The sequence below is a fragment of the Streptomyces sp. NPDC021012 genome (assembly GCF_044333355.1).
Taxonomy (GTDB): domain Bacteria; phylum Actinomycetota; class Actinomycetes; order Streptomycetales; family Streptomycetaceae; genus Streptomyces.
In genome coordinates this window covers 125525-148272 of record NZ_JBIRQU010000005.1, presented here as the reverse complement: position 1 = coordinate 148272, position 22748 = coordinate 125525, and the positions used below count along the sequence as shown (strand labels likewise).

The window sequence follows — 22748 nt, the reverse complement described above, 5'->3', positions numbered from 1 at the left end:
GGCCCGGCGTGTGCCATGGCCCCCCACAGAAAATGGCCTCTTGATCAAGCTGCACATCCCTCGAACGACTCAGCGCCGCATTCTGTCCGGCGGGCTGGCCTCGGCCCTCGCCACAGCAGTTGCCGCCGCCATGGTCGCCGTCACGTCGACGCAGGCACTTGCCATCGCGACGCCCGTACCTCTGGGCACGACCGCCAGCTACTCCGTCCTGGCAGGGCAGGGAGTCACCAACACCGGCAACTCGGTGCTCGATCACGACCTCGGGACGCACCCGAACCCGGCCATCACCGGCTTCCCGCCCGGCCTGGTACTCGGCGCTGTGCACCCCGCGGACGCCGCGGCCGCCCAGGCCAAGAGCGATCTGATCGTGGCGTACAACAACGCGGCCGGCCAACTCACGGGCCAGGCGCCGGACTTCCCGCTCGCCGCAGGAATCGGCGGGGGTCAGGAGCTGCTTCCCGGCGTCCACAGGGCCACCTCCGGTGTCGGCCTCACCGGTGACCTGATCCTGAACGCCGGGGGAAACCCCAACGCGGTCTGGGTGTTCCAGATTCCCGAAGCCCTGACGACGGCATCCAACAGCAGGATCCTCCTCACCAACGGTGCTTCGCCGTGCAATGTCTACTGGCAGATCGGGAGTTCGGCGACCCTCGGCACCACCTCCACCTTCGTGGGCACCATCATGGCCCTGACCTCGATCTTCGTGAACCAGGGGGCGAGCGTCGAGGGCCGGGCACTGGCCCGCAACGGTGAGGTGACGCTCAACAACAACAGGATCTTCCTCGGCGGGTGCGCCACCGGCGGTACGACGACCGGCGCGACGACGGGAACGACGACCGGAACGACGACCGGAACGACGACCGGAGGGACCACCGGGGCGACGACGGGTACGACTCTGGGTCTGATCGGCGGCACCCTCATCGGCGGGCCCAGCGTCAACCTGGTGGGCGGCGGCACCTCGGGGAACATCGCGGGCAACACCTCCGGGAACACCGTGGGCAACACCGCCGGGAACACCACTGGTGGTAACACGTCGGGCAACAGTGCCGGCAACACGACCGGCGGCTCCATCACCGGAGGGAACGTCACCGGCGGGAACGGCGGCAAGCCGGAGCACGGCGGTCCGGAGCACGGCGGTCCGGAGCATGGTGGGCCCGAGCACGGTGGGCCGGAGCACGGGCACGACGAGGGGCCCGGCAAGCCGGAGCACGGCGACCACGGCGACCACGGCGACTACGGCGACCACGGTGAGCAGGCTGACGGGCACTACGGCTACGCCGACAAGCCCGCGGTCCACGAGGGCTGAGCAGCAGGCCGCATAAGACCGTTCATCGGATGACGGCGCGCGGCGGAATCCTCAGCGGTTCCGTCGTGCGCCGCCGGTGAGAGACGCAGAGACTCAGGCGCGAGCAGCGCATACGCGAAGGACAGGGTGGGCGGTGTCGAGCGGAATCGAAACAGCGGCCGTGCAGGAACTTCAGCAGTGCGGTTCCGATCCGGCCCCCCTGCCACCAGAACACGACAGAGCGACCCCGCCGGACAGACGGCCCATGAGGGTCCGGGCACTGAGAGTGGGGCTGCGCACGGCCGTGGCCCTGTGTCTGGTGACCACGCTGGTCCATGTCGTCATGGTGTTCCTTCACGTAGCCCCCTCCAACCCCGTGTCGAAGCGGTACAGCCCACAGGTCAACGGGTGGGTGTACCCCCTTTTCGAGCAGAATTGGCGACTTTTCGCCCCGGACCCCGATTCCTTCAACCGGAAGGTCCTGGCGAGAACTGCACGAACGGCCTCCGACGGATCGGTACGAGTGAGCCCCTGGTTCGACCTGGCCGCCGTGGACAATGCCGCAGTCGACCACAACGCATTTCCGAGCCACACGGCTCAGAACCTCTTGCGCCGCGCCTGGAGCTCCTATGTCGAGACGCACGGAGGAAGTGACACGGCACGCTCGGAACGGGCGGTGATGATGCAGAAGTACCTGCGCAATATCGCCGCGGACCGCTTCGCCGCCCGCCACGGTGGCGACACGTTCGACTTCGTTCAGCTTCGGGTCGTCACGACGCCCATCGCCGCTCCCGGCACAGCCGCCGGTAGCCGCCCGCCGGTACCCACCGAGAACCGGCTCCTGCCCTGGTGGAAGGTGACCCCCCATGGGAAATGAGCAGCCCTCCAGGCCCTCCTCGGCGGCAGCCGCACCCCAACTCCCGCCGAATCAGGGGACTTCGCTCATCGGTGCCGCCCATCAGTGGCTCCTCGGCCAGGTCAGCGCTCTGTGGGCCCTCCTCACCGGCCGCCCGGTGTCCTTGTATGCCGCCTCGGTGCTGCGCATCGGCTACGGGCTGCTCTACCTGGTCTTCCTGCTCCGCGAGTTCCCGCACCGTGGAGAGATCTGGGGACCCGAGTCCCCTTGGACGCCTGCGCTGGCGGAACAGCTCTTCGAGCAGACGGGCTGGAACAGCGTCCTGATCCTGTCCGACAGCCCCGCCTATTTCGAGTTCTGCTACGCGATGGCCGTCGTCACGTCCGTACTGTTCATCCTGGGCTGGCGGACCCGCGTCATGTCCGTCCTCTTCGCCGTCGTGGTGATCTCGTTCCACGCGAGGTCGATCTTCATGACGGACGGGGGTGACAACCTGGTCCTGCTGATGGCGATGTACCTCGTCCTGACCGCGTGTGGTCGGCGCTGGTCCCTGGACGCACGCCGCGACCGGCTCAAGTCGGCTCGTGCGGGCGACGTGCCGGAGCCGGTGCGGGGCTTGTACGCGCAGGAACTCCGCCACGCCCGCGTCACCTTGACCACCGTGGTGCACAACTGCGGCGTCTTCGTCATCGCCGCACAGGTCTGCTTCCTCTACGGATCGGCAGGCCTGTACAAGGTCCAGGGTTCCACCTGGGGCGGCGGCACCGCTCTGCACTACGCGCTGAACCTCGAACTGTTCCAGCCCTGGCCCGCGCTCTCCCACCTCGTGGACGATTTCCCGATGGTGATCGCGATCACCGGCTACGTCACGGTGCTCGTCCAGGTCGCCTTCCCGTTCGTACTCTTCGGCCGGCTCAAGTATCCCGTCCTTGCCGTGCTGCTCGGGATGCACATCGGCATCGCCGTACTCATGGGGCTGCCGCTCTTCTCCGGCGCGATGATCATCGCGGACGCCGTGTTCCTGCCCGACCGCTTCTACACCTTCCTGCCCCGACTGTGGCGCCGTGCGGCACGGCGCACCGGAATGCGGCAGCCGGCACCCGGCCGGGCCACAGGATCGGGATCCGTACCCGCCCAGGGAAGACCGGAGCTACCCGCCCCGCAGGACCAGGTCGTTCCGAGTGGAGGGTAAAAGCGGTTCAGTCCTCGCGATGGGCCCTGTGGCGGACTTCCCGGAGGCTGACCTCGGACGGGAGACGGTCCAGGCCTGCCGAGTCCCGTGCGCGTGCGAGCGTCTCCCGGCCGAGCCGCCCCAGGGTCTGCCGCGGTTGCGCCTCAGGCTCCAGCCAGAGGCGCACCCGCGCGACGCTATGGCGCCGCGTAGGTGGTGCGGGAGGAGCCCCCAAGAGGTCTAGACAACAAGGAAGCCCCAGGTCGCTGACCTGGGGCTTCGTGTGAAGAGCGGATGACGGGAATCGAACCCGCGCTATAAGCTTGGGAAGCTCATGTTCTACCATTAAACTACATCCGCGCAACGGCCGGGTGATCCGTGCCGCATCGTTGCACACTGTACCCCATGCGCCACTTGAGGCGAAGTTCACGCGTTCGGCGTGGGGCGGAGTGCCGCGTGGAGGGCGCCTTCTTCATCCCCTAATGTGGCTGATCGTCCACCACACGTGTAGGGGAAGGGACTTGATGGGTTCGATGGAGCGCACCGTCGTCCGTTGTGCCGAAGGGCATGTGTTCAGTACCGCCTCGTTCCCGCTTCAGCAGCTCGGTGCCGGGAGGATCGGGCCCGGGCGGCTGATCCGGTGTCCGCGGTGTGCGCGGCTGCGGCATGCGGTGCCGGTGGAGGCCGGGCGGCGCTGAGCGGTGAGGGGCCGGGGCGCGGGCGCTTGCCGATCGGGGCAGGTCCGCGCCCTCTGCGTATCGTGCGTATCGTGGGGGCGTGCTTCTCTCAGACAAGGACATCCGGGCCGAGATCGATGCCGGACGGGTGCGTATCGACCCGTACGACGAATCCATGGTGCAGCCCTCGAGCATCGACGTGAGGCTTGACCGCTTCTTCCGGGTGTTCGAGAACCACCGCTACCCCCACATCGACCCCGCCGTCGAGCAGCTCGACCTGACGCGTGAGGTCGAGCCGGAGGGCGACGAGGCGTTCATCCTGCACCCGGGCGAGTTCGTGCTCGCCTCGACCTACGAGGTCATCACCCTGCCGGACGACATTGCCTCGCGGCTGGAGGGGAAGAGCTCCCTCGGGCGGCTCGGGCTGGTCACGCACTCGACCGCCGGGTTCATCGACCCCGGTTTCTCGGGGCACGTGACCCTGGAGCTGTCGAACCTCGCGACCCTGCCGATCAAGCTCTGGCCGGGGATGAAGATCGGCCAGCTGTGCATGTTCCGGCTGAGCTCGCCCGCCGAGTTCCCGTACGGGAGCGAGCGGTACGGCTCCCGGTACCAGGGCCAGCGGGGGCCGACGGCCTCCCGTTCCTACATGAACTTCCATCGGACCCAGGTGTGAGGCGGTCGCAGGCATGAGTGAGGTACGCGAGAACCTGACGTACGAGGGCTTCGGCACCGCCGTCCGCGAGCTGGCGCAGACCATCGCCGACGACGGCTACGAGCCGGACATCGTGCTCTCCATCGCGCGCGGCGGCGTCTTCGTCGCCGGCGGTCTGGCCTACGCGCTGGACTGCAAGAACATCCACCTGGTGAACGTGGAGTTCTACACGGGCGTCGGGACCACGCTGGAGATGCCCGTCATGCTCGCGCCCGTCCCGGACGCGATCGACTTCAGCGACAAGAAGGTGCTCATCACCGACGACGTCGCCGACACGGGCAAGACGCTGAAGCTCGTCCACGACTTCTGCGTCGACCACGTCGCCGAGGTCCGCTCCGCCGTCATCTACGAGAAGTCCCACTCCCTCGTGAAGTGCGAGTACGTGTGGAAGAAGACCGACGAGTGGATCAACTTCCCCTGGTCGGTCGAGCCGCCCGTCGTGAAGCGCGAGGGCCAGGTTCTCGACGCCTGATCCCCCCGGATACGAGAAACGCCCCCACCGCGCATGCGGTGGGGGCGTTTTCGTCGGGCCTTAGAGCGTGCCCAGTTTGATCAGGCTCAGCAGGGCCACCAGCTGGATCGCCGACGCGCCCAGTGCCTTGGGCCACGGGAGGTCGTGGGAGCGGCTCACCATCACCGTGAACAGGGCGCCCGCCGCCAGCCAGGTCGCCCAGCCGAGGACCTGGACCAGGCCGTTCTCGGCGCCGAGGAAGGCCGCGAAGACCAGGCGGGGCGTGTCCGTGATCGACATGATCAGCATCGACAGGCCGACCGTGGGCTGCCAGGCGCCGTCACCGCCCAGCTGGCGCGCGAGGGTGTGGGTGACCGTGCCCAGGATCAGGCCGCCGAGCACGAAGGCGAGGGCCGTCATCAGGGCGGCCGAGACCGTCGGGTCGAGCGTCTCCTTGCCGTCCTTCTCGAAGCCGAAGATCGCGAGGACCCCGTAGAGGAACGTGACGATCAGCGCCGGGCCCCAGACGGCGTGGTCCCGCGCCCGCAGGAACGTGTCCGCCGGGCGGAGCACGATGCCGCTGAGCAGCTGCTTCCAGGGGAGGCGGGGGGCCGTCGGTACGGGGGCGGGCGCCGGGCCGCCCTGGGCGTACGGGTCGTCGACGCTGAACATCTGGGTGTGGCCCGGGTTGTTCGCCGCCGCCGCGTGCTGCTGGTGCCCCGGCTGGCCGCCGTAGGGGTCGCCGAAGTACTCCGGCTCCCCGTAGGGCTGCTGCTGACCCGCCTGCTGACCGTAGGACTGCTGACCCGCCTGCTGGCCGTAGGGCCGCTGACCCGCCTGTCGGCCGTACTGCTGCTGACGCCCCTGCTGCCCGTACTGCTGCCCCTGCGGCGGCTGCTGCTGCCACTGCTGCTGCGGGTACGGCGGCGGGGCCGCGTTGTGCCCGTACGGCGCCTGCTGCGGTTGTTGTTGCGGGTGCTGCGGGGGGCGGTTGTCCCGGCCGCGTCCGTTCCTGAATCCAGCCACGTCGTCGAACGTACCCGCTTTCGACGTGCGGGCGCTCCCCAGGTCCGGCCTTGCCACTGACCTGTGACATCCCCTAGGGGGACCTCCGGAGGAAAAAGGGGCCGCCCCGCGCGCACGGCGCGGGGCGGCCCCTCTCACGTCGGGTCCGGGTTCAGACGGCCGGCTCCGGCTCCTCGGCCGCCGGCTCCTCCTCCGGCTCGACCGGGGTCTTCACCGAGTCGAGGAGCAGCTGGGCGACGTCCACGACGGTGACGGACTCCTTGGCCTTGCCCTCGTTCTTCTTGCCGTTCACGGAGTCCGTGAGCATGACGAGGCAGAACGGGCAGGCGGTGGAGACGATGTCCGGGTTGAGGGACAGGGCCTCGTCGACGCGCTCGTTGTTGATGCGCTTGCCGATCCGCTCCTCCATCCACATCCGGGCACCACCGGCGCCGCAGCAGAAGCCGCGCTCCTTGTGGCGGTGCATCTCCTGCTGGCGCAGGCCCGGGACGGCGGACATGATCTCGCGCGGCGGCGTGTAGACCTTGTTGTGACGGCCCAGGTAGCAGGGGTCGTGGTAGGTGATGAGGCCCTCGACCGGGGTCACCGGGATCAGCTTGCCCTCGTCGATGAGGTGCTGGAGCAGCTGGGTGTGGTGGATGACCTCGTACTCGCCGCCGAGCTGCGGGTACTCGTTGGCGATGGTGTTGAAGCAGTGCGGGCAGGTCGAGACGATCTTCTTCGCCGACTTCGGCTTCTTCGTCGACTCGTCCTCGTCGTCCTCGCCGAACGCCATGTTCAGCATCGCGACGTTCTCGGCGCCCAGCTGCTGGAACAGCGGCTCGTTGCCCAGGCGGCGCGGGGAGTCACCCGTGCACTTCTCCTCGCCGCCCATGATCGCGAACTTGACGCCCGCGATGTGGAGCAGCTCCGCGAAGGCCTTGGTGGTCTTCTTGGCGCGGTCCTCCAGGGCGCCGGCGCAGCCGACCCAGTAGAGGTAGTCGACCTCGGTGAGGTCCTCGACGTCCTTGCCGACGATCGGGACCTCGAAGTCGACCTCCTTGGTCCACTCGACGCGCTGCTTCTTGGCCAGGCCCCAGGGGTTGCCCTTCTTCTCCAGGTTCTTGAGCATCGTGCCCGCCTCGGACGGGAACGCGGACTCGATCATCACCTGGTAGCGGCGCATGTCGACGATGTGGTCGATGTGCTCGATGTCGACCGGGCACTGCTCGACGCAGGCGCCGCAGGTGGTGCAGGACCACAGGACGTCCGGGTCGATGACGCCGTTCTCCTCGGCGGTGCCGATGAGGGGGCGCTCGGCCTCGGCGAGGGCGGCGGCGGGGACGTCCTTGAGCTGCTCCTCCGTGGCCTTCTCGTTGCCCTCCATGTCCTTGCCGCCGCCCGCGAGCAGGTACGGCGCCTTGGCGTGGGCGTGGTCCCGGAGGGACATGATGAGGAGCTTGGGGGAGAGCGGCTTGCCCGTGTTCCAGGCGGGGCACTGCGACTGGCAGCGGCCGCACTCGGTGCAGGTGGAGAAGTCGAGGATGCCCTTCCAGGAGAACTGCTCGACCTGGGAGACGCCGAAGACGGCGTCCTCGGCCGGGTCCTCCCAGTCGATCTCCTTGCCGGCCGTGGTCATCGGCTGGAGCGCGCCCAGGGCGGTGGAGCCGTTGGCGTTGCGCTTGAACCAGATGTTCGGGAAGCCGAGGAAGCGGTGCCAGGCGACGCCCATGTTGGTGTTGAGCGAGACCGTGATCATCCAGGTGAAGGACGTGACGATCTTGAGGCACGCGAAGAAGTAGGTGAGGTACTGGATCGTGCTCAGGTCCAGGCCGTCGAGCAGCGCGATCAGCGGGTACGAGGCGAAGAAGCCGGGCTCCCAGCTCGTCACGTCGTGCTGGACGCCTTCGAGGGCGCGGAGCGTCATGATGCAGACGCCGACGATCAGGATGACGGCCTCGACGAAGTACGCCTGGCCGGTCTTGGAGCCGGCGAAGCGGGACTTGCGGCCGGCCTTGGTCGGCTTGCTCAGCTGGCGGATGACGATGAGGGTCACGATGCCCAGGACCGTCATCAGGCCGAGGAACTCGGTGAAGATCTCGTACGGCAGCCAGTCGCCGATGATCGGGATGAGCCAGTCGGCCTGGAAGAGCTGGCCGAAGGCGTTCACGATCGTGAGGAGCAGCGAGAAGAAGCCCACCGCGACGAACCAGTGCGCGAAGCCGACGATGCCCCAGCGGTTCATGCGCGTGTGGCCGAGGAATTCCTTGACCAGCGTGATGGTGCGGGCCTTGGGGTCTCCGGTGCGGGTGCCGGCGGGGACCGGCTGGCCGAGCCGCACGAAGCGGTAGATCTGCACGATGGCGCGGCCGAACAGCGCGACGGCCACCACCGTGATGGCGATCGACACGATGATCGCGGCGAGTTGCATGACGGGCTCCTCGGGCGGGCCTACTAAGCGGTAACTTATGGAGTTCCCGCTGAGATTACCCGGTCGCGGCGCCGCGCTGTAGCGGCGCTCGCGGTGATATGTGTCGCTCAGGCAAACCTTGCCCTCTCAGGCAAGCCTCGCCGTGCGACGCCTGCGGACTGCTGGAAGCGTACGCGCAAGGATCAGCAGATCCATCCCCAGCCAGTGGTGGTCCACATAGTGGAGATCGAGCAGCTCGCGCTCCTCCCACGGCAGCTCCGAGCGGCCGCTGATCTGCCACGGTCCCGTCACCCCCGGACGTACGGAGAGCCGGCGCCGGCCCTCGCCCGCGCACTCGCGGTGGCCCGGGGTCAGCGGGCACGGCCCGACCAGCGACATCCGGCCCGTGACCACGTGGAGGAGGAGCGGCAGCGCGGCCAGCGGGCTCCTCGTGCGGAAGGTCAGCATCGTGAAGGGCCGCCCCGCCAGGCCGGCCACCGTCCGGCGGCGCAGGACCGGGCCGCTCCCGCCGAGGGTGACGGAGAGGGCGGCCCAGGCGATCAGGGGCGCGAGTGCGAGGAGCAGGACGAGCCCGCCCGCCACGTCGAACGCGCGCTTCGCCGTCATGCGCTCACACCCTTCGGCGGGGATCCTGGGACAGGGGATGCGGGATATGTCCTGACTATGTCCGGACCCTCTCACGCGAAACCGGTCAAACGGGGGAGCGGCGCGCTCTTTGAGTGGTGGGCTCGGCGAAGAGTTGAGTCGACCACGCTCAGGTCTGTTGACGCGCCCGGGTTCGTCGTGCATCCTTGAGTCAGTTCCACTCAAGTCAGTCAGCTGGAGGAATCGAAATGGCACGTGCGGTCGGCATCGACCTGGGCACGACTAACTCCGTCGTCAGCGTTCTGGAAGGCGGCGAGCCCACCGTCATCACCAACGCCGAGGGCGCCAGGACCACGCCGTCCGTCGTCGCCTTCGCGAAGAACGGCGAGGTGCTCGTCGGCGAGGTGGCCAAGCGTCAGGCCGTCACCAACGTCGACAGGACCATCCGGTCGGTCAAGCGCCACATGGGCACCGACTGGAAGATCGACATCGACGGCAAGAGCTTCAACCCGCAGCAGATGAGCGCCTTCATCCTGCAGAAGCTCAAGCGCGACGCCGAGGCGTACCTGGGCGAGAAGGTCGTCGACGCGGTCATCACCGTCCCGGCGTACTTCAACGACTCCGAGCGTCAGGCCACCAAGGAGGCCGGTGAGATCGCGGGCCTCAACGTCCTGCGCATCGTCAACGAGCCGACCGCGGCCGCCCTGGCCTACGGCCTCGACAAGGACGACCAGACGATCCTCGTCTTCGACCTCGGTGGCGGCACCTTCGACGTGTCCCTCCTGGAGATCGGCGACGGCGTCGTCGAGGTGAAGGCCACCAACGGTGACAACCACCTCGGTGGTGACGACTGGGACCAGCGCGTCGTCGACTACCTGGTGACGCAGTTCCAGAACGGCCACGGCGTGGACCTGGCCAAGGACAAGATGGCTCTCCAGCGTCTCCGCGAGGCCGCGGAGAAGGCGAAGATCGAGCTCTCGTCCTCGACCGAGACCACGATCAACCTGCCCTACATCACGGCCTCCGCCGAGGGCCCGCTGCACCTGGACGAGAAGCTCACGCGCGCCCAGTTCCAGCAGCTCACCTCGGACCTGCTCGAGCGCTGCAAGGTGCCGTTCCACAACGTCATCAAGGACGCGGGCATCGCCCTCAAGGAGATCGACCACGTCGTTCTCGTCGGTGGCTCGACCCGTATGCCGGCCGTCGCCGAGCTCGTCAAGGAGCTGACCGGTGGCCGCGAGGCCAACAAGGGCGTCAACCCGGACGAGGTCGTCGCCATCGGCGCCGCGCTCCAGGCCGGTGTCCTCAAGGGTGAGGTCAAGGACGTCCTGCTCCTCGACGTGACCCCGCTGTCCCTCGGCATCGAGACCAAGGGCGGCATCATGACCAAGCTCATCGAGCGCAACACCACGATCCCGACCAAGCGGTCCGAGATCTTCACGACGGCCGAGGACAACCAGCCGTCCGTGCAGATCCAGGTCTACCAGGGCGAGCGCGAGATCGCGGCGTACAACAAGAAGCTCGGCATGTTCGAGCTGACCGGTCTGCCGCCGGCCCCGCGCGGCGTCCCGCAGATCGAGGTCGCCTTCGACATCGACGCCAACGGCATCATGCACGTGACCGCGAAGGACCTGGGCACGGGCAAGGAGCAGAAGATGACCGTCACCGGCGGCTCCTCGCTGCCGAAGGACGAGGTCGACCGGATGCGCCAGGAGGCCGAGCAGTACGCGGAGGAGGACCACCGCCGCCGCGAGGCCGCCGAGACCCGCAACCAGGGTGAGCAGCTCGTCTACCAGACGGAGAAGTTCATCAAGGACAACGAGGAGAAGATCCCGGCCGAGGTCAAGACCGAGGTCGAGACCGCGCTCGGCGAGCTGAAGGAGAAGCTCAAGGGCGAGGACACCGCCGAGATCCGCACCGCCACCGAGAAGGTCGCGGCCGTCTCCCAGAAGCTCGGCCAGGCGCTGTACGCCGACCAGGGCGCCCAGGCCGCCGGCGGCGAGGCCCCGAAGGCCGACGACGACGTCGTCGACGCCGAGATCGTGGACGACGAGAAGGGCGGCCAGGCGTGACCGAGGAGACCCCGGGCTTCGAGGAGAAGCCCGACGTCCCCTCCGGCGCCACCGCTGACGACGCCGCCGAGACCGTCGAGTCCTCCTCGGAGGACTCGGCGGCCCCGGCCGGGGACGCTACGGATGTAGCCCTGCTGGCGCAGCTGGACCAGGCCCGTACGGCGCTCACCGAGCGCACGGGCGACCTCCAGCGGCTCCAGGCCGAGTACCAGAACTACCGCCGCCGCGTGGAGCGGGACCGGGTCACGGTCAAGGAGATCGCCGTCGCGAGCCTCCTGTCCGAGCTCCTGCCCGTCCTCGACGACGTCGGCCGGGCCCGGGACCACGGCGAGCTCGTGGGCGGGTTCAAGTCGGTGGCCGAATCGCTGGAGACCGTCGTCGCCAAGATGGGTCTGCAGCAGTTCGGCAAGGAGGGCGAGCCCTTCGACCCGACGATCCACGAGGCCCTGATGCACTCGTACGCGCCGGACGTCACCGAGACGACCTGCGTGGCGATCCTGCAGCCGGGGTACCGGATCGGCGAGCGGACCATCCGGCCCGCCCGCGTGGCCGTCGCCGAGCCCCAGCCCGGGGCGCAGGGGAAGGCCGAGGAGTCGGAGGACTCCGGCAGCAAGTCCGAGAAGTCCGAGAAGGACAGCGAGTAACAGCCGTACCCGTGCGCGGGAGGAGGGACGTCGATGAGCACGAAGGACTTCGTCGAGAAGGACTACTACAAGGTTCTCGGCGTCCCCAAGGACGCCACCGAGGCCGAGATCAAGAAGGCGTACCGGAAGCTCGCCCGCGAGAACCATCCGGACGCCAACAAGGGTGACGCGAGCGCCGAGGCGCGCTTCAAGGAGATCTCCGAGGCGAACGACGTCATCGGAGACCCCAAGAAGCGCAAGGAGTACGACGACGCCCGCGCCCTCTTCGGGAACGGCGGCTTCAGGGCCGGCGGCCCCGGCGGCGGCTCGTTCAACTTCGACCTGGGCGACCTCTTCGGGGGCGCCCAGGGCGGGGCGGGCGGCGGCTTCGGCGGCGGCGGCATCGGCGACGTCTTCGGCGGCCTGTTCAACCGCGGCGGGGGAGCGGGCGCCCGCACCCAGCCGCGGCGCGGCCAGGACATCGAGTCCGAGGTGACGCTCAGCTTCACCGAGGCCATCGAGGGCGCGACCGTCCCGCTGCGGATGTCCAGCCAGCAGCCGTGCACGGCGTGCTCCGGCACCGGCGACAAGAACGGCACGCCCCGCGTGTGCCCGACCTGCGTCGGCACCGGGCAGGTCTCGCGCGGCAGCGGCGGCGGCTTCTCGCTCACCGACCCCTGCGTGGACTGCAAGGGCCGCGGCCTCATCGCCGAGAACCCCTGCGAGGTCTGCAAGGGCAGCGGGCGGGCCAAGTCCTCCCGCACCATGCAGGTCCGCATCCCCGCGGGCGTCAGCGACAACCAGAAGATCCGTCTCCGCGGCAAGGGAGCGCCGGGCGAGCGCGGCGGACCCAACGGCGACCTGTACGTCGTCGTGCACGTCGACGAGCACCCGGTCTTCGGCCGCAGGGACGACAACCTCACCGTCACGGTGCCGGTCTCCTTCGTGGAGGCGGCGCTCGGCGGCGAGATCAAGGTCCCGACCCTCGGCGGCCCCGCTGTCACCCTCAAGCTGCCCGCGGGCACCCCGAACGGCCGGACCATGCGCGCCCGGGGCAAGGGCGCGGTCCGCAAGGACGGCACGCGCGGCGACCTCCTCGTGACGGTCGAGGTCGCGGTGCCGAAGGAGCTCGACGACAAGGCACGCGAGGCCCTGGAGACCTTCCGCGAGGCGACCGCCTCCGCGGACCCGAGGGCCGAGCTGTTCCAGGCCGCGAAGGGAGCGTGACCCGGTGAGACGCAATCCGTACGAGCTGACCGACGAGAGCCCCGTGTACGTCATCTCGGTGGCGGCCCAGCTCTCCGGTCTGCACCCGCAGACCCTGCGGCAGTACGACCGGCTCGGTCTGGTCTCCCCGGACCGCACGGCGGGCCGCGGGCGGCGCTACTCGGCCCGTGACATCGAGCTGCTCCGCCAGGTGCAGCAGCTGTCGCAGGACGAGGGCATCAACCTGGCCGGGATCAAGCGGATCATCGAACTGGAGAACCAGGTCGCGGCGCTCCAGGCACGGGTGTCCGAGCTGTCGGCGGCGGTCGAGGGCGCGGCGGCGACGCTGCGCCAGCGCGAGGCCCAGGTGCACGCCTCGTACCGCCGGGACCTGGTCCCGTACACCGACGTGCAGCAGGCGAGCGCCCTCGTGGTGTGGCGCCCGAAGCGCGGCGAGTAGCCCTTCGCTTCTGCCTGGGCTTCTGTCCGGAAGAGGCCCCCTCCACCCGCGGGTGGAGGGGGCCTCTTTCAGTTGTCCCGTTCGAGGATCCCCGACTGGGCGATCAGATAGCCGAGTTGTGCCCGGCTGCCGCTGCCGAGGGCGGCGGCGAGTTTGGCGATGTGCGCCCGGCAGGTCCGTACGTTCATCCCGAGCCGCCGGGCGATGGCCTCGTCGACGTGGCCCTCGACGAGGAGCCTGGCGATGGACCGCTGGACGCCGCCGATGCCGTCGGTCTTGATGTCGTACGGGATCTCCTCCCGGATCGGCACCGCCAGCTGCCAGAACTGGTCGAAGACGCCGCAGAGGTAGGCGACGAGGCCGGGGTGGCGCAGCTCCAGGGCCACCTGGCGGTCGCTGCGGGCCGGGATGAAGGCGACCTCGCGGTCGACGATGATCAGCCGGTCGATGATCTCTTCGAGGGTGCGGACCTGGACCTCGGGGCCCACGTGCTCCAGATAGGTCAGCGTGAGCTCGGTGTGGCGCGCGGTGTGCTGGTAGAGCGTGCGCATGTTGATGCCGCGGCCCAGGAGCGGGGAGACGCGGTCGAGGGCCTCGCTGAGGGCCTGCGCGGGGCGGCCGCCGCCCGGCTGGACGGTGAGGAGCTCGCTGCGGCAGTTGGCCACGACGCGGTCGAGGGTGGCGTTGATGCGGTCGATGCCCTCGAGGACGTTGATGGCGTGTGTGGCGGGGGAGTCGTGGGCGCTGATGGCCATGAACGGCTCGAAGGCGTCGGACAGGGCGACGGTGCGCCGCCGGCGGTCGAGGATCTCCCGTTCGATCGGCTGGAGCAGCTGGGCGAGCGCTGCGGAGGGGGGAACCGGACGGAGCCACTGCGCGTCGTCCGGGTCGGGGTGGAGCAGTGAGAGGTCGAGGAGGCACGGTGCCTCGACCGCCTCTGACCGGGGTATTCGTCCGGTCCGCAGAGCGGCCGCGTACAGCTCGGAGCCCGCTTCGCACAGTTCCGCGTGCGAATGTGGGTGACCTGTTTCGTCCGCTTGTTTCCGCATATGTACACCCCCAGGCTCCTGCATCTCAGGAACATGATGCATGGGTTTGGTGGTGCAGGCGCAGAGAGTAGGCCATCGTCTTACTCGCGGGGGTTGGAAAAGAGACGTTGCCTTCAAGTGAGGTTGCTCGGTGATGATGAAGAAGCTCATACGCGCGGCGGCCGGAGTCGCCTTCATCGCGGCCGCCACGGTGGGTGCGGGAGTGGCCCTCGACCCGGGCTGGCACTCGGATCCGGCGCACGTGCAGGCCGCCCCGCTCGACCCGGGCTGGCACTTCGCGGCCCCCACCGTGGTGGACGACCCGGGCTGGAGCGTGGCCCCCGTGCAGGATCCCGGCTGGAGCTAGACGGGCACATGAATGTTCCCGATGACTCCAGGTTCCGCCGGGAGATGGCCTCGGCCTATCGCTCCGGCTGGCACTTCGTCGACCTCGCCACGGCAATCCCCCACCGTGGCGACTCGCTGAAGGTCACGCTCTTCGGAGAGCCGATCGTCGTCGCCCGCGGACAGGACGAGGACGTCCGCGCGTACCGCTGCCTGCGCCGCCCCCGAGGCGCTCCGCAGCCCATCCGCTGTGCCATCCGGTACGGCATGATCTTCGTCAATCTCGACCAGCGGGACCACCAGCTGATCGAACCCGAGACCATCACCGCCACCCCCCGCAGTGCCTGAGCGATTCCCCCGTCGTTGTAGATCGCTCCGGCACTTCCCCCACACAGCGGCGCCATCGCGGACCTGAAACGCGATGGCGCCGCTGTGCGTTTCCGTGCGGACGGTCAGGCGCGGCCCATCGCCCGGGTGAGGGCGATCTCGATGACGACCCGGTCCGGGTTCGGGCTCGGCACGCGCCCGTAGCGCTCGGCGTAGCGGGCGACGGCGTCCGCGACCGCCTCGGCCTCCGTACGGATCCGGGCGACGCCCTCCAGGGTGGCCCAGCGCCCCTTGTCGACCTGGCAGACCGCGACCCGCGCGCCCTCCGCGCCCGCCGCCAGGACGTTGGCGACCTTCCGGCTGTTCTTGTTGGTGATCACGCGCGCGTACCCGCCCTCGGGGTCGTACGTGACGCCGACCGCGACGACGTGCGGCGTGCCGTCCGGGCGCGGGGTGGTCAGGGTGCACATGTGGTACTCGCGCCAGAAGCTCAGGTACGAGTCGGACGGGTTCCTGGGGTCTGTGGCCATGCCCGGAAACTACCCGTGGCGGAGCTCCCACCAAAACCTTGAGCGGAATAGACTCAACTTTGTGTACGTTGGAAGGGTCATAGAGAGAAGTGGACCCACGACGTTCGAGGAGGAGCACCGCACGTGGACGCCGAACTGACCAACAGGAGCCGGGACGCGATCAACGCGGCGAGCAGCCGCGCCGTGTCCGAAGGGCACGCCGACCTGACCCCCGCCCACCTACTCCTTGCCCTCCTGGCCGGTCAGGACAACGAGAACATCACCGACCTGCTGGCCGCCGTCGGGGCCGACCAGGCCGTCGTGCGCGCCGGCGCGGAGCGGCTGCTCGCCGCCCTGCCGAGCGTCACCGGGTCCACGGTCGCGCCCCCGCAGCCCAACCGCGACTTCCTCGCCGTCATCGCCGACGCCGACAAGCGCGCCAAGGAGCTCGGCGACGACTTCCTGTCGACCGAGCACCTGCTCGTGGCCATCGCCGCCAAGGGCGGCCAGGCCGGTGAGATCCTCGACGCGCAGGGCGCGAGCGCGAGGAAGCTGCTCGACGCGTTCGAGAAGAGCAGGGGAGGACGCCGGGTGACCACACCCGACCCGGAGGGGCAGTACAAGGCGCTGGAGAAGTTCGGCACGGACTTCACCGCCGCCGCGCGCGAAGGCAGGCTGGACCCGGTCATCGGCCGCGACCACGAGATCCGTCGCGTCGTCCAGGTGCTGTCCCGCCGCACCAAGAACAACCCGGTCCTCATCGGTGAGCCCGGCGTCGGCAAGACCGCCGTCGTCGAGGGCCTCGCCCAGCGGATCGTGAAGGGCGACGTGCCCGAGTCCCTGAAGAACAAGCGGCTGGTCTCCCTCGACCTCGGCGCGATGGTCGCGGGCGCGAAGTACCGCGGCGAGTTCGAGGAGCGCCTGAAGACCGTCCTCTCCGAGATCAAGGAGAGCGACGGCCAGATCATCACCTTCATCGACGAGCTGCACACGGTCGTCGGCGCGGGCGCCGGCGGCGACTCCGCCATGGACGCCGGCAACATGCTCAAGCCGATGCTGGCCCGCGGCGAGCTCCGCATGGTCGGCGCGACCACCCTCGACGAGTACCGCGAGCGGATCGAGAAGGACCCCGCCCTGGAGCGCCGCTTCCAGCAGGTCCTGGTCGCCGAGCCGACCGTCGAGGACACCATCGCGATCCTCCGCGGCCTCAAGGGCCGGTACGAGGCCCACCACAAGGTGCAGATCAACGACTCCGCCCTGGTGGCCGCCGCAACCCTCTCCGACCGGTACATCACCTCCCGTTTCCTCCCCGACAAGGCCATCGACCTCGTCGACGAGGCGGCCTCCCGGCTCCGCATGGAGATCGACTCCTCGCCCGTCGAGATCGACGAGCTCCAGCGCTCCGTGGACCGGCTCCGCATGGAGGAGCTGGCTCTGAAGAACGAGACGGACGCGGCGAGCAAGCAGCGCCTGGAGAAGCTGCGGCGGGACCTCGCCGACCGCGAGGAGGAGCTGCGCGGCCTCACCGCCCGCTGGGAGAAGGAGAAGCAGTCCCTCAACCGGGTCGGCGAGCTGAAGGAGCGCCTCGACGAGACCCGCGGCCGCGCCGAGCGCGCCCAGCGCGACGGCGACTTCGACACCGCCTCCAAGCTGCTGTACGGGGAGATCCCCGGCCTGGAGCGGGAGCTGGAGGCCGCCACCGAGGCGGAGGCCCAGCAGGAGGCGTCCAAGGACACGATGGTTAAGGAGGAGGTCGGCCCCGACGACATCGCGGACGTGGTCGGCTCCTGGACCGGCATCCCCGCCGGCCGCCTCCTGGAGGGCGAGACGCAGAAGCTGCTCCGCATGGAGGACGAGCTCGGCAAGCGGCTCATCGGCCAGTCCGAGGCCGTGCGGGCCGTCTCCGACGCGGTGCGCCGCACCCGCGCCGGGATCGCCGACCCCGACCGGCCCACCGGCTCCTTCCTCTTCCTCGGCCCGACCGGCGTCGGCAAGACCGAGCTGGCGAAGGCGCTCGCGGACTTCCTCTTCGACGACGAGCGGGCCATGGTCCGCATCGACATGTCGGAGTACGGCGAGAAGCACTCCGTCGCCCGACTGGTCGGCGCGCCTCCCGGCTACGTCGGCTACGAGGAGGGCGGCCAGCTCACGGAGGCGGTCCGCCGCCGCCCGTACAGCGTGGTCCTGCTCGACGAGGTGGAGAAGGCGCACCCGGAGGTCTTCGACGTCCTGCTCCAGGTCCTGGACGACGGCCGCCTGACCGACGGGCAGGGCCGGACGGTGGACTTCCGCAACACCATCCTGATCCTCACCTCGAACCTGGGCAGCCAGTTCCTCGTGGAGCCGCTGACCTCGGAGGACGTGAAGAAGCAGCAGGTCCTGGAGGTCGTGCGGGCCAGTTTCAAGCCGGAGTTCCTCAACCGTCTGGACGACCTCGTCGTCTTCTCGGCGCTCGACCGGGCCGAGCTGGGCCGCATCGCGCAGCTCCAGATCGACCGGCTCGCCAAGCGGCTCGCCGAGCGGCGCCTCACCCTGGACGTCACCCCGGCGGCCCTGGAGTGGCTCGCCGAGGAGGGCAACGACCCCGCGTACGGCGCCAGGCCGCTGCGCCGCCTGATCCAGACGGCGATCGGCGACCGGCTCGCCAGGGAGATCCTCGCGGGCGAGGTCGTCGACGGCGACACGGTCCGCGTGGACCGCTTCGAGGACGGTCTGATCGTGGGCGCGGCAGGCTAGTGTCCGGCTGACGGCCGGGGCAGGCCCCACCACCGGCGGCGGGATCTTGTCAGCCCGCAGCGGATCGCGGGCGGTGGGGCTTGCCACGTACCGCCCGGCATGGGGGAGGATGGCGACATCCGTACGAAGGGAAAAACACGGTGAGCATCGACCCGTCCTCGATTCCGAATTTCGGGGGCCAGCCCCAGCCTCAGGCCGCAGGACCGGCGGGCCCCGTCGTCCCCGACCAGGACCTCGTCAAGCAGCTCCTCGAGCAGATGGAACTCAAGTACGTCGTCGACGACGAGGGTGACCTCGCGGCGCCGTGGGAGGAGTTCCGCACGTACTTCATGTTCCGCGGCGAGGGCGAGCAGCAGGTCTTCTCGGTGCGGACGTTCTACGACCGCCCGCACTCCGCCGACGACCGCGCGAAGATCCTCGACGCGATCGACGACTGGAACCGCCGCACCCTGTGGCCCAAGGTGTACACGCACCTGCACGAGGAGGAGGACGGCTCCGCCACCCTCCGCCTCATCGGCGAGGCCCAGATGCTGATCGGCACCGGTGTCTCCCTGGAGCACTTCGTGTCCTCCACGGTCAGCTGGGTCCGCGCCTCCATCGAGTTCGACAAGTGGATCGTCGAGCAGTTCGGCCTGGAGTCCCCCGAGGAGAAGGCCGCGGGCGACGAGGAGGCCTGAGCCCCCTCCGTAGCCCGGCGTCTCAGATCGCCATGCGCGCGAGCGTGAGGGCGTACGCCCCGTAGCAGAACGACAGCCCGGCCAGGGCCGCGACCACCAGGACCGCGGCCCTCGGCCGGGCTTTCGTCAGCGCCGCCGCGAGCGGCAGCAGCAGCGGGAAGGCCGGCAGCAGGAACCGCGGCTTCGACTCGAAGAAGCCCGAGCCGCCGACGGCGATGAGCACGAGCACCGCCGTGTGGACCAGCACGGGCGGCGGCGGCCGCTCCCCGGACACGAGCAGCGCGAAGAGCAGCACCGCCGCGCCGGTGATGAGCAGGGCCATCGCGAAGCCGAACTGCGTGGGGCCGCTCAGCATGTCCCGTACGAAGACGAGGGCGCCCCGGCCGAGGTCGAAGCGGGAGGTCCAGCCGGCCTGCACCGCGAAGTAGCCGCCGAGCGGATCGTTTCTCCGGACGCCCACCCAGAGCACGTACGAGAGCCAGCCCGCCGGCGCGAGCAGGCCCGCCGCCCAGACGCGGGGCCCGCACCGGCCCCGGGTCCGCCACAGCTCGCAGCCGACGGCGGCCAGGACGGCGGCGGCGACCGCGACCCCGTTCGGCCGGGTGAGACCGGCGAGGCCCGCGAGGGCGGCCGCTCCCAGCCACCGCCGGGTCAGCAGCGCGTACAGCGCCCAGGCGGCGAACGCGGTCATCACCGGCTCCGTGTACGCCATGGTCAGCACGACCGAGTGCGGCAGCAGCCCCCACAGGAGCACGAGCACGGTCGCGGTCGCGCGGCCCCGCAGCCGCTCCCCGACCAGGTAGACGCCCCAGGCGGCGGCCCCGGCGGCCGTCCAGGAGAGCAGCAGCCCGGCGGTGCCCCCGGTGACGGGGAGGACGGTGGTCACGGCCCGGACGAGCGCCGGGTAGAGCGGGAAGAACGCCAGGTCGTCCAGGACCATGCCGTGGGCGCCGTGGAGGACGCGCCCGTAGCCGTGCGCGGCGATCCCGGCGTACCACTCGGAGTCCCAGGAGGTCGCGAGGAGCGCCCGGGGCGAGCGGCCGGAGTGCCGGGCCCACAGGGTGAGGACGAGCAGTCCGGTGAGCCGGGCGGCGGCGAACAGACCGAGCGCGGGCAGCGCCCGGCGCAGCGGGCCCCGGTCCGGGGCGCGGGGCCCGCTGCGGACCGGGGCCGGCGGGGCCGCCGGGCGGTCGAGTGTCTCGGCGGACAGGGTGCACCTCCGGGCGCGGGGAGACCGATCGTTACCCGGTAAATCGGTCTACCCGACGATCGTCCCGGCGCCCGGGGGGCGCGCGCGGGCACGCCCCCGACCGGCCGAACGGCCTCTCAGGCGCCGAGGGCCTTCAGGCGCGAGACGGCCTCCTCGAGCACCTCGGTCTTCTTGCAGAAGGCGAAACGGACGAAGGGGGCGCCGGCCTCGCGGTGGTCGTAGAAGACGGCGTTGGGGATGGCGACGACCCCGGCGCGCTCCGGCAGCGAGCGGCAGAAGGCGAAGCCGTCGGTGGCGCCGAGGGGGCGGATGTCGGTGGTGACGAAGTAGGTGCCGGCCGGCCGGTAGACCTCGAAGCCCGCCTGCGCGAGTCCCTCGCTCAGCAGGTCCCGCTTGGCGCTCAGATCGGCGCGCAGGCCCTCGAAGTAGGCGGCCGGGAGGCGCAGGGCCTCGGCGACGGCGTACTGGAAGGGGCCCGAGGAGACGTACGTGAGGAACTGCTTGGCCGAGCGGACGGCGGAGGTCAGCTCCGGGCTCGCGGTGACCCAGCCGACCTTCCAGCCGGTGAAGGAGAAGGTCTTGCCGGCCGAGCCGATGGTGACCGTGCGCTCGCGCATCCCGGGGAGGCTCGCGATCGGGAGGTGCTCGGCCCCGTCGAAGACCAGGTGCTCGTACACCTCGTCCGTGACGACGAGCAGGTCCCGCTCGACGGCGAGCTCGGCGACGGCGGTCAGTTCGGCGCGGGTGAGGACCGTGCCGGTGGGGTTGTGCGGGGTGTTGAGCAGGATCAGCCGGGTCCGGTCGGTGACGGCGGCGCGCAGCTCGTCGAGGTCGAGGACGTAGGCGCCCTCGTGGGGGCGGAGGGTGACGGGGACCCGGCTGCCGCCGGCCATCGCGATGCTCGCCGCGTACGAGTCGTAGTAGGGCTCCAGGGCGATGACCTCGTCGCCCGGCTCGACCAGGGCGAGCAGGGCCGCCGCGATGGCCTCGGTGGCGCCCGCCGTGACGAGGACCTCGGTGTCGGGGTCGTACGCGAGGCCGTACCGTTCCCGCTGGTGGTCGGCGATGGCCGAGCGCAGCTCGGGGACGCCGGGGCCGGGCGGGTACTGGTTGCCGCGGCCGTCCCGCAGGGCGCGGACCGCCGCCTCCCGGATCTCCTCCGGGCCGTCGGTGTCGGGGAAGCCCTGGCCGAGGTTGATCGACCCCGTCCTGGCGGCGAGCGCGGACATCTCGGCGAAGATCGTCGTCCCGAACTCGGCGAGGCGGCGATTGAGCAGCGGTCGTGTCATGGCGGCCATCCTGGGGCCAAGCTCTGGACTTGCTCAAGTGCGCTTTGACGGGGCGTCGGACCGGGCATCCCCCTCGCACAGAAGAACGGGGGTAGTACAGATGGAATTCGTGATCCTGATCGTCTTCGCACTGGTGGTGATCTTCCTGGTCTCCGGCAGGAAGTCGGGGGGCCGCAAGCGGCGTGGCGGGCGCAAGGGCGGCGGCAGCAGCTGGGCCGACGGCGGTGGCGGGGGCGGCTGTGGCGGCGGCAGCTCCTGCGGCGGAGGCTCCTGCGGGTCCGGCTGTGGCGGTGGTGGCTGCGGCGGCGGCAGCTGATTGAACAAGTGAGCTGTTGGGGCCCCGAAGGGGTTGGAAAACACAGCAAGTTGGGTAAAAACGCTGCGAGTCGCCCGGCGTCCGTGGTTCTCTCGCTCCTGACAGAGACAGCCCTCGGACCGTGTGTGGACCCGAGCCGGCGATTCCCCACTCCCGTAGAACCCTTCTCCGGGGCGCCCCCGGCCCACCCGTCAAACCGTGTTTGCGGAGCCGACCCATGCTCACCACCCTGAAGACCTCTTACACCGATACGCGCGCGGCCGATCTGGCCTGGGCCCTCGGGCGCGAGCCGCTGCCCGCGCTCGCCGTGCTCGATCTCGAACTCTCCGGCGCCAAGCTCCAGTTGAGGCTGCTCGGCGCCTCCCATCAGGTCCTCCTGGAGGAGGAGGGGCGCCGCTGCTCGGAGACCGTGGCCTGTATGCCCGGCAGCAGCACCCCGCTCCCGCTCGGCGTGTCCAAGCGCGTCGGCGAATGGGAGTACGAATTCGCGGCGCGCGTCGAGACGATGTCGCAGGGCGCCTTCGCGGGCCGCGCGCAGGAGCTCCTCGCGCTCGTCGCCGACCACCCCAACGGGCTCGCGGGGACCTTTCCCGGCTCCCCGCATGCCTTCACGGCGATGCTCGCGCAGCGCCACGAGGGCCAGGTGCGGTGGCGCACCTGGCATGCCTACCCGCAGGAGGGGCAGTTGGTGGTGACCAGGACCCGTCTCGGCGCACGTATGCCCGCAACGCTCTGATGCGCCCTCCCGGAGCCCCATGTGCACTCGTGTGGGTG

The 22748-nt window shown here is 69.9% G+C and carries 22 protein-coding genes and 1 tRNA gene; 15 read left to right on the top strand and 8 right to left on the bottom strand.

The features are described from left to right. Positions 1–43: 43 nt before the first annotated feature. From ACH4TP_RS18120 to ACH4TP_RS18110, 3 genes are all read left to right on the top strand, one after another. Positions 44–1306 carry an ice-binding family protein gene (locus ACH4TP_RS18120; RefSeq protein ID WP_398438718.1) on the top strand — a complete coding sequence of 421 codons (1263 nt, stop codon included), beginning with the start codon at positions 44–46 and terminating at the stop codon, positions 1304–1306. 244 nt (positions 1307–1550) lie between these two features. Further along, the gene (locus tag ACH4TP_RS18115) at positions 1551–2162 is read left to right on the top strand and encodes a DUF5819 family protein (RefSeq protein WP_398438717.1); all 612 of its coding nucleotides are present in this window, start codon (positions 1551–1553) and stop codon (positions 2160–2162) included. Then, positions 2152–3333 carry an HTTM domain-containing protein gene (locus ACH4TP_RS18110; protein ID WP_398438506.1) on the top strand — a complete coding sequence of 394 codons (1182 nt, stop codon included), beginning with the start codon at positions 2152–2154 and terminating at the stop codon, positions 3331–3333. The genes ACH4TP_RS18115 and ACH4TP_RS18110 overlap by 11 nt, the downstream gene beginning before the upstream one ends. A 268-nt stretch (positions 3334–3601) precedes the next feature. On the opposite strand, the gene ACH4TP_RS18105 is transcribed toward ACH4TP_RS18110, so the two are convergent. Then, a tRNA-Gly gene (locus tag ACH4TP_RS18105) sits at positions 3602–3672 on the bottom strand. Positions 3673–4089: 417 nt separating this feature from the next. Here ACH4TP_RS18105 and dcd point away from each other — a divergent pair. Both dcd and ACH4TP_RS18095 read left to right on the top strand, forming a co-directional pair. After that, positions 4090–4665 carry a dCTP deaminase gene (dcd, locus tag ACH4TP_RS18100; RefSeq protein ID WP_030690788.1) on the top strand — a complete coding sequence of 192 codons (576 nt, stop codon included), beginning with the start codon at positions 4090–4092 and terminating at the stop codon, positions 4663–4665. A gap of 13 nt (positions 4666–4678) precedes the next feature. Beyond that, positions 4679–5176, top strand: coding sequence for a phosphoribosyltransferase (locus tag ACH4TP_RS18095; protein ID WP_024755952.1), 498 nt, complete (start codon positions 4679–4681; stop codon positions 5174–5176). 60 nt (positions 5177–5236) lie between these two features. Here ACH4TP_RS18095 and ACH4TP_RS18090 read toward each other — a convergent pair whose 3' ends face one another. From ACH4TP_RS18090 to ACH4TP_RS18080, 3 genes are all read right to left on the bottom strand, one after another. Next, a complete protein-coding gene (locus ACH4TP_RS18090) occupies positions 5237–6181 on the bottom strand; it encodes a Yip1 family protein (protein WP_398438505.1) in 945 nt (314 codons plus the stop codon). Between the two features lie 151 nt (positions 6182–6332). Then, positions 6333–8591, bottom strand: a complete 2259-nt coding sequence (locus tag ACH4TP_RS18085) for a (Fe-S)-binding protein (RefSeq protein WP_398438504.1) — start codon at positions 8589–8591, stop codon at positions 6333–6335. A gap of 126 nt (positions 8592–8717) precedes the next feature. Continuing rightward, positions 8718–9197 carry a sugar transferase gene (locus tag ACH4TP_RS18080; RefSeq protein ID WP_398438503.1) on the bottom strand — a complete coding sequence of 160 codons (480 nt, stop codon included), beginning with the start codon at positions 9195–9197 and terminating at the stop codon, positions 8718–8720. Between the two features lie 227 nt (positions 9198–9424). Between ACH4TP_RS18080 and dnaK the strand changes: the two genes are divergently transcribed. Genes dnaK through ACH4TP_RS18060 form a run of 4 tightly spaced genes read left to right on the top strand, consistent with a single transcriptional unit; the run spans position 9425 to position 13537 of the window. Beyond that, positions 9425–11248, top strand: coding sequence for a molecular chaperone DnaK (dnaK, locus tag ACH4TP_RS18075; protein ID WP_389222896.1), 1824 nt, complete (start codon positions 9425–9427; stop codon positions 11246–11248). Beyond that, positions 11245–11892, top strand: a complete 648-nt coding sequence (gene grpE, locus ACH4TP_RS18070; protein ID WP_389222898.1) for a nucleotide exchange factor GrpE — start codon at positions 11245–11247, stop codon at positions 11890–11892. The genes dnaK and grpE overlap by 4 nt, the downstream gene beginning before the upstream one ends. 33 nt (positions 11893–11925) lie before the next feature. Beyond that, positions 11926–13098: a molecular chaperone DnaJ gene (gene dnaJ / locus ACH4TP_RS18065; protein WP_398438502.1), complete on the top strand. Its 1173-nt coding sequence runs from the start codon at positions 11926–11928 to the stop codon at positions 13096–13098. Positions 13099–13102: 4 nt separating this feature from the next. Continuing rightward, complete coding sequence (locus tag ACH4TP_RS18060) at positions 13103–13537, top strand: heat shock protein transcriptional repressor HspR (protein ID WP_086825514.1); 435 nt, start codon at positions 13103–13105, stop codon at positions 13535–13537. A 68-nt stretch (positions 13538–13605) separates the two neighbouring features. Here the strand turns inward: ACH4TP_RS18060 and ACH4TP_RS18055 are convergent, their stop codons facing one another. Beyond that, positions 13606–14586 carry a helix-turn-helix transcriptional regulator gene (locus ACH4TP_RS18055; protein WP_389222902.1) on the bottom strand — a complete coding sequence of 327 codons (981 nt, stop codon included), beginning with the start codon at positions 14584–14586 and terminating at the stop codon, positions 13606–13608. Positions 14587–14719: 133 nt separating this feature from the next. Between ACH4TP_RS18055 and ACH4TP_RS18050 the strand changes: the two genes are divergently transcribed. Then, a complete protein-coding gene (locus ACH4TP_RS18050; RefSeq protein ID WP_398181456.1) occupies positions 14720–14932 on the top strand; it encodes a hypothetical protein in 213 nt (70 codons plus the stop codon). Positions 14933–14940: 8 nt separating this feature from the next. Continuing rightward, positions 14941–15258 carry a (2Fe-2S)-binding protein gene (locus tag ACH4TP_RS18045; RefSeq protein ID WP_389222906.1) on the top strand — a complete coding sequence of 106 codons (318 nt, stop codon included), beginning with the start codon at positions 14941–14943 and terminating at the stop codon, positions 15256–15258. A gap of 104 nt (positions 15259–15362) precedes the next feature. Here ACH4TP_RS18045 and ACH4TP_RS18040 read toward each other — a convergent pair whose 3' ends face one another. After that, positions 15363–15767 (bottom strand): pyridoxamine 5'-phosphate oxidase family protein, encoded by a 405-nt coding sequence (locus tag ACH4TP_RS18040; RefSeq protein ID WP_389222908.1) that lies wholly within the window; start codon positions 15765–15767, stop codon positions 15363–15365. A 123-nt stretch (positions 15768–15890) separates the two neighbouring features. Here ACH4TP_RS18040 and clpB point away from each other — a divergent pair, with 123 nt between their 5' ends. Then, positions 15891–18482: an ATP-dependent chaperone ClpB gene (gene clpB, locus ACH4TP_RS18035; RefSeq protein ID WP_389222910.1), complete on the top strand. Its 2592-nt coding sequence runs from the start codon at positions 15891–15893 to the stop codon at positions 18480–18482. Positions 18483–18622: 140 nt separating this feature from the next. Beyond that, the gene (locus ACH4TP_RS18030) at positions 18623–19159 is read left to right on the top strand and encodes a YbjN domain-containing protein (protein WP_389222912.1); all 537 of its coding nucleotides are present in this window, start codon (positions 18623–18625) and stop codon (positions 19157–19159) included. A 22-nt stretch (positions 19160–19181) separates the two neighbouring features. Here ACH4TP_RS18030 and ACH4TP_RS18025 read toward each other — a convergent pair whose 3' ends face one another. Together ACH4TP_RS18025 and ACH4TP_RS18020 are read right to left on the bottom strand one after the other, a co-directional pair. Beyond that, complete coding sequence (locus ACH4TP_RS18025) at positions 19182–20276, bottom strand: hypothetical protein (protein WP_398181700.1); 1095 nt, start codon at positions 20274–20276, stop codon at positions 19182–19184. Between the two features lie 209 nt (positions 20277–20485). Continuing rightward, positions 20486–21667 carry a pyridoxal phosphate-dependent aminotransferase gene (locus tag ACH4TP_RS18020; RefSeq protein ID WP_398438501.1) on the bottom strand — a complete coding sequence of 394 codons (1182 nt, stop codon included), beginning with the start codon at positions 21665–21667 and terminating at the stop codon, positions 20486–20488. A gap of 91 nt (positions 21668–21758) precedes the next feature. Between ACH4TP_RS18020 and ACH4TP_RS18015 the strand changes: the two genes are divergently transcribed. Both ACH4TP_RS18015 and ACH4TP_RS18010 read left to right on the top strand, forming a co-directional pair. Continuing rightward, complete coding sequence (locus ACH4TP_RS18015; protein WP_398181464.1) at positions 21759–21974, top strand: hypothetical protein; 216 nt, start codon at positions 21759–21761, stop codon at positions 21972–21974. 217 nt (positions 21975–22191) lie between these two features. After that, entirely contained in the window at positions 22192–22710 is a 519-nt protein-coding gene (locus tag ACH4TP_RS18010) for a DUF2617 family protein (protein WP_389222918.1), read from the top strand. Positions 22711–22748: the final 38 nt, after the last annotated feature.